Genomic DNA, 6,368 nt, shown 5'->3' with positions numbered 1-6,368 from the left:
GGCGCTGGTGATCTGTGCGATGATCATCGCTATTTTCCCGATCATTTCCAACACCACCCTGGGCCTGCGCAGCGTGGATCCGAACCTGCTGAGCATGTTCCGCATGTATCGCACCAGCCGCTGGCAGGAACTGGTGCGGTTGCGCATTCCCAGCGCCTTGCCGTACTTTTTCGGCGGCCTGAGGATCAGCTCCGGGCTGGCGCTGATTGGCGCCGTGGTGGCGGAGTTCGTGGCGGGCACCGGTGGCACCAAGGCGGGGCTGGCATACCTGATTCTGCAGTCGGGCTACAACCTGCAGATTCCCCGTATGTTTGCGGCCCTGCTGCTGATCACCCTGACCGGTATCGCCCTGTTTGCCCTGATGGTGTGGATGTCCGACCGGGTGCTGCGCAACTGGCATGAGAGCGCGTTGAAGGTAGAGCACTGACCATGTCCCAACCCCGGACGGGTGCCATAACCGCCGTCGCTGCACCTCAGTACGCCTGGCGCAGCGGCTATCTGCTGCTGGCCTTCACGGCGTTGGCCTGGGGAATCAACTTTCCGATCCTGAAAATCGGGCTGGAATACAGCCCGCCGCTGCTGTACACCACCCTGCGGATGATTCTGGGCACCCTCACCATGTTTTTGATCGCCCGGGCCATGGGCATTCTGAAGTTTCCACACCGTTCGGATGTGCCGGTGGTGTTCTCGGTGGGACTGCTGCAGAACATGGCGTTTATCACCCTGGTGACCGTGGGTATGCAGTACATGCCGGCGGGCCGGGCGGCGATTCTGGCCTACACTTCGCCTATCTGGGTGGTGCCGGCGGCGGCGCTGTTTCTGGGTGAGCGTTTTACCCTGCCACGGGCCATTGGTACCGGCCTGGGGCTGGCGGGGCTGATGGCCATCTTCAATCCCCTGGCTATCAGCTGGCAGGAGCCCGGCGTGGTCACCGGCGGTTTGCTGATTGTGGGTGCCACCCTGGTGTGGACGGCGGGGCTGGTGCACGTACGCCTGCATAAATGGCACGGTGATGTGCTGTCCCTGATTCCCTGGCAGTTGCTGTCTTCGGTGGTGTTTCTGGTACCCCTGGCGCTGATCATGGAAAACCCGTCCCAGATCCGCTGGGAGCCGGATTTTCTCTGGAATATTTTCTTCAGCGGCGCCATTGCCTCTGGCCTCTGCGTTGCGGCTCAGGTGGGCGCCATTCGCTCATTGCCGGCGGTCAGCCTGTCGCTGAATTCCGCGGCGGTGCCGGCGGTGGGACTGATCTCTGCGATCTTTATTCTGGGGGAGTATCCGGGTCTGTGGGATGCGCTCGGCTTTCTGCTTATCGCTGCCGGTATTCTGGTGGTGGGGTTGTCGGATCGTCGCCAGGCGCTGGCGCAACGGCGCCGGTTGGCGGCGTTGCAAAAACGATGAGGGGTGACTGACGCAGCCCGTTACCCTCCCTGGTAACAGGCTGTGGTTCAGCTTTTAATCATTTGCTGAAGCAGTGCCTCAGCTGGCGGGGATATAGGACTGCGTGGAGTACTCATCCGCGCTGGGCTTGCTGATGGTGCCCACTTCCAGCAGGTAATCCACAAAGGACTGGGCGTAGTCCAGGAACGTATCCTCGGCACGACCGTCTTCCGACACGGTGCCAAAGGTCACGTAGCCGTCGCGGCCTTCTGCGGTGAAGCTGTTGCTGACCACAATGAGGGTCTCCTCATTGCCCAGCGCGCGCCATTCGCCGCCTTCCCGATCCCGTACTTCGACGTCATACAGCCTGTCACCGGCGCTGCGGTTCATATCGACCGTCCAGCGCAGGCCTGCGGCGTAGGGGTAGGCGCCGGAGCTGTCGCTGTGGGCGTAGTCCACCGCCTCGTTGAGCACCTGGATGATTTCGGCCCCGGTCATCTCGAGATTGGTCAGCGTATTGGCAAACGGTAACAGGGTGTAGGCATCGCCGATGGTCAGTTCACCCTGGAACAGGTCAATGCGGACACCGCCGGAATTCTGGATAGCCACATCTGCGCCACGGCTCAGGTAAAGGAAAGCCTGCGCAACAATGTTGGGGATATCGCCGCCGCGGACCGGATCTTCGCCCTGACAGGCTGCATCAGCGTAAGGAACGCCGGGAATCCGGGCCAGGCACAGGTCTTCCGTGGCGGTGCCGATAACCCGGTTACGGAATTCGTCCAGCTGCCCGGTGTATTGCCCCAGCAGGGTGGCAGCATCACTGTCTTCCTGGGTCCAGCTCAGCTGGGGCGCAGCTTCAACAGCGGCCATGATGGTTTGCAGCGTGGCGCCTTCCACTTCTTCTCCGTTACGAACCACCGGTCCGTCGATCAGCAGGTGAGGTACACCGGAGCAGGACACCACATTGCCCTCGGCGTCCCATTCCACATTCAGTTCTCCCACAACGCGGGAATAATGCCAGGCCTGCGCGACACAGGCGGTATCGCCGTCAGCATTGGTGACCTGAGTGGGGTAGTCACCCTCACTGGCCAGACCAAACTCGTTGAAGTCACCGAGCAACGAGTGGGAGTCGCCACCAATGATCACGTCCACGCCTGACAGGCTGCGGGCCAGGGCCAGGTCATTCTGGTACTGGTAGTGGGTCAGCAGAATGATCTTGTTGACGCCTTGCTCTGACAGCTCGTCAATCATCGCCTGGGCGGTTTCGCGCTCATCCAGGAAGAGGGTGGTGCTCAGCGGGCTGGAACTGTTCCGGGTCTTGTTGGCGATGTCGATACCAATGATGCCAACCTGCTGGCCTTCCATTTCCCGGATCACGTAGGGCTTGATGTAGTCGTCTTCGGCGATTGGCGCCAGCGGGGTGCCGATTTCCGGAACAACGTTAGCGGCCAGTACCGGCGTGTTGCAGTCGCTATCCGCCAGTTCATCAAGAAACAGCTTGAGTCCGGCATCGCCACGGTCAAACTCGTGGTTGCCCAGGGCAAAGGCGTCGAAGCACACTAGGTTCATCATGTCGGCGTCTGCTGCACCCTCAAAGGAGGAGAAGTACAGCGTGCCGGTAATGGCATCGCCGGCATGGAGCTTCAGCACGTTGTCCAGCGCGGTCTCGCGCTCGGCGATTTTGGCGACGACCCGGGGGAAACCACCCAGCGTAAAACCGGTGTCGGCACCCGCCAGATTCAGGGTCTGGCTGCCGGCTTCAAGGTTTGAGTGGTGATCGTTGATGTGAAGGATATTGATGGTAAGTGGCTCACCGGTTTCCGGTGTATTGTCGTTGTCATTGCTGTCGTTACAGCCGGCCAGGGCCAGCAGAGGCACGACAATCCAGGCAGATTGACGAATCATGTCCATATTCCTTTGTTAAACCTGTGAGGCCAGGCGATAGATGTTGGCTTACCCGAAGAGCATGGGCGGCCAAGATTGCAGTTCGGTGATGAAATCGTGTCGGTTTCGGGAAACACCGGAGCTACCGGTGTTTCCCATTCAGTGAACTGACGAGTCAGGACACGTCAACGACTGCAGCCCGTCAGCGACCGAGCTGCCGGATCAGTGCCTTCATATCCTTGAAGTTGACGTTGCCATCGCCGTTGATGTCGTAGTCCGGCGCAGAGGCCTTGCCGAACAGCAGCGCCAGCAGGAAGCGGGACAGGTCCCGACCCGTTACCCGGCCATCACCGTCGAGGTCAGCAGGATTACCACTGATGTCGGCCACCAGCTTCAGAGCGACGATCACCGGATCGTGGTCGGAGGAGCGGTAGGCATCTGCGGCGAAGAACGCAGCCTGCTGTTGGGGGGTCTTGAACTCAAGGTTGTAATCCAGCGCCCGGGGCTCGTCCGCGTTGATGGTCCAGACCGCAGCATCGGTCACTTTAGGCATCAGCGACTCGTTGGCCAGGGCGTGGTCAAGATAGCCTGCCTGCCCGAAGAACACGTAGGTGTAGGCCTGTTCACCAACCAGACTTGCCAGCAGGTCGGTGTAGCCAGCCTGTGCCAGGGCAGTGACCGGATCTTCCTTGGCGTAGGCGTTCAGGTCGCCGATGATCAGCAGGTCACTTTCTCCGGTTCCGGTGGGATCGGCGGCCAGCCAGTTGGCAAGGGCACTGGCCGCCTGGGTCCGGGTCGGATTCCAGCAACTCTGGCCATCGTTCTGGTCCGCCTCGGCACCGGTAGCGCCGCCACAGCCTTTGGATTTGAAATGGTTTACCGCAACGGTGACGCCATCATCAATGCCTGGTGGCGCAAAGGTCTGCGCCAGTGGCTGGCGATTGAGGTCATCAAACGGTGGCAGGCTCAGGGTTGCAGCAGGGCCAACAACCTCTACCCGGTCGGTACGATAGATGAAACCAACGGTGATGGCGTCACTGCCCAGGAGCTCAAGGCCCGGGTCCACATAGCCCCAGTCCGGGCCCAGTTCCGCCGTGAGGGAGGCAATGGCGCTGAATTCGCCATAGCCGTCATTCTCGATTTCCATCAGTCCGACGATGTCGGCATTCAGGGCCTGGATGGCGCTGACCAGTTTCGCGGTCTGACGACTCAGTTCCTCCGGATTGCTGGCGCCACGAGGGGTAGGGAAACCACCGCCCATGCCATCGCCGTTGAAGTAGTTCAGTACATTGAAAGACGCCACCACGAGATTGCCGCGATCGGCGAGAACCGGCTCTGCCGGGCGCGGGTTGCTGGCGATGAACGACGGGCTGGCGACCGGTTGCAGGCGCCATTCGTTGAAGCGGTAGTCGAGCACGGCCACCAGATCGGTCACCTGATCACCGGCACGAACGGTGTTGCTGGCACTCAACTCCGGCGCCGGGTAGGGCACCATGGGTGGGTTCTGGCGGTTACTGGCGTCATCCAGAAGGATACGATCCAATTGCTGCATGGCAGCAAATTCCGTTGCGTCCGCGCCGGGCTCTGCCACGTTGGTGGGAATGAAATGGCGACCACTGCCCAGGGTCAGGCTGCCGAAGCGGCCCAGATCATAGGTGTCGTTGACCACCAGCGGTTGTTCAAACCGGACCCGCATGGATTCAGAGGCTTCCGGAGCGGCAGCCGAGTCCCAGGGCAGGGAAATGGTCACTGGCGGTGGCAACTGGCCGGTGCCGCAGTCGGCAATTTCGGCAAGGTCGGTGAGCTCGGTCAGGCCATTGAACTCCACGACACTACCGGCGATGCGCAGCCGCTGGCCTTCACTGGCGCTGCTGCCCGGTGCGTAGATGAACAGGCCTTCCGAGGTGTCCGGGTTGTTGTCGCGATCGGCCAGCTCTTCTTCCACATAAAAGCCTGCGAGCTGATCGGGGCCGTTGAAGACGGCGGAAACTATGGCCTCGATCACCACGCTCTCGCCGCTCAGCGGGCTGAAATCGGTGGATCCCTGCACTGCAGAAATGAGGGTGGCCGGAGCGCCACAGGTCATATCGACGGGTTCGGGAACCGGTTCTTCTTCCGGTGGCGTGGTAGAGCCGTTCAGGGCACCGAGATCATCGAAGGTATTGATCGGAAATCCGTCGAAATAGGCGGCCGGATCGTAGGGGTCGTAAGGGTCGGTATCGACATCGGTGCCGGGCCGGCGACGCAGGGTGCGATCGGCGGTACGGATGTCGCCGCTGCCCCAGTAGCTGCCCGGATCAAAGCCGATCTGGCCGATGCTGTCGGCAATGGCGCCACCGTTCAGCAGCGTAATGGCGTCGTCGCCATTGAACAGCCCGGCGCCACTGGTCTGATCGGTCACCGCAAGAATGGCCGGGTCGGCCTGGCTGCTGGCGAACACAAAGTTGGCGCCCGGAGCGACGCTGCCCTGCAGGTCAATGGTCAGCCCGGGATTGGTGTTGCCATTGAAATAGATCTGAATTTCCCACGAGGCAAGATTAATGGCGGAATCTGTGGGGTTATAAAGTTCCAGCGCCTTGTTGTTACCGGAACCTTCGACATACTCACTGAACAGCAGGTCAGCCTGAACGGCCCCGGAGAGGGCTGCCGTGACGGCTGTTGCCAGCAACGCGCGTTTCATCATCATGGTTCGTTCCTTGAGGGCGCCTTGAATGCGCCTTGGAATCATCTTGAGAGTCGTTGGCGGTATCGACATAAGGTTATCGTCGTACCACCGTCAGCATCTGCAAAGACTGTGACGAACCGATGAGAGTTTTATGACGTTGCTGTCTCCAGACTGGACAGATACCGGTACCTCACCACCAGGCTTTGCCCCACATCTGCGGGTTGGCCCAGTACTGAGGGTTGTTCCAGGTGCGCTTGTGGTTATAGGTGTCGATGTTATAGGTATACAGGGTATAGCCCGGGTGGTCGGGTGCCGGCTCGATGGTGGTCTGGCGGACAAAGCCCAGGGCGATGAAATCCTGGAAGGTCAGCGCGCTGTCGTTGCGGATAATGGCGGCGATCTGGTGGTTGCCGTAATTGCGCAACTGGCCCAGCAGGAG

At 60.7% G+C, this 6,368-nt stretch carries 5 protein-coding genes; 2 read left to right on the top strand and 3 right to left on the bottom strand.

The window, feature by feature from the left end; all coding sequences use genetic code 11:
• Both AAC035_RS17335 and AAC035_RS17330 read left to right on the top strand, forming a co-directional pair.
• The coding region (locus AAC035_RS17335; RefSeq protein WP_339806348.1) for an ABC transporter permease subunit at window positions 1-427 on the top strand (427 nt) is incomplete at its 5' end.
• 2 nt (window positions 428-429) lie between these two features.
• Complete coding sequence (locus AAC035_RS17330) at window positions 430-1,401, top strand: DMT family transporter (protein WP_339806347.1); 972 nt, start codon at window positions 430-432, stop codon at window positions 1,399-1,401.
• Window positions 1,402-1,479: 78 nt separating this feature from the next.
• On the opposite strand, the gene AAC035_RS17325 is transcribed toward AAC035_RS17330, so the two are convergent.
• The 3 genes from AAC035_RS17325 to AAC035_RS17315 form a co-directional block, all read right to left on the bottom strand.
• Entirely contained in the window at window positions 1,480-3,285 is a 1,806-nt protein-coding gene (locus AAC035_RS17325; protein WP_339806346.1) for a 5'-nucleotidase C-terminal domain-containing protein, read from the bottom strand.
• Between the two features lie 181 nt (window positions 3,286-3,466).
• Window positions 3,467-5,950, bottom strand: a complete 2,484-nt coding sequence (locus tag AAC035_RS17320; RefSeq protein WP_339806345.1) for an ExeM/NucH family extracellular endonuclease — start codon at window positions 5,948-5,950, stop codon at window positions 3,467-3,469.
• Between the two features lie 169 nt (window positions 5,951-6,119).
• A partial coding sequence (locus AAC035_RS17315) for a DUF6231 family protein (RefSeq protein WP_339806344.1) occupies window positions 6,120-6,368 on the bottom strand: 249 nt, incomplete at its 5' end.

This window comes from uncultured Marinobacter sp., assembly GCF_963974375.1.
Lineage (GTDB): Bacteria > Pseudomonadota > Gammaproteobacteria > Pseudomonadales > Oleiphilaceae > Marinobacter.
This window is presented reverse-complemented; position numbering and strand designations above follow the sequence as displayed.

What these genes read in the sequence shown, in the direction of transcription:
- AAC035_RS17320 (WP_339806345.1), bottom strand. Translation starts at nt 5,950, where the DNA reads ATGATGATGAAACGCGCGTTGCTGGCAACAGCCGTCACGGCAGCCCTC.
- AAC035_RS17330 (WP_339806347.1), top strand. Translation starts at nt 430, where the DNA reads ATGTCCCAACCCCGGACGGGTGCCATAACCGCCGTCGCTGCACCTCAG.
- AAC035_RS17325 (WP_339806346.1), bottom strand. Translation starts at nt 3,285, where the DNA reads ATGATTCGTCAATCTGCCTGGATTGTCGTGCCTCTGCTGGCCCTGGCC.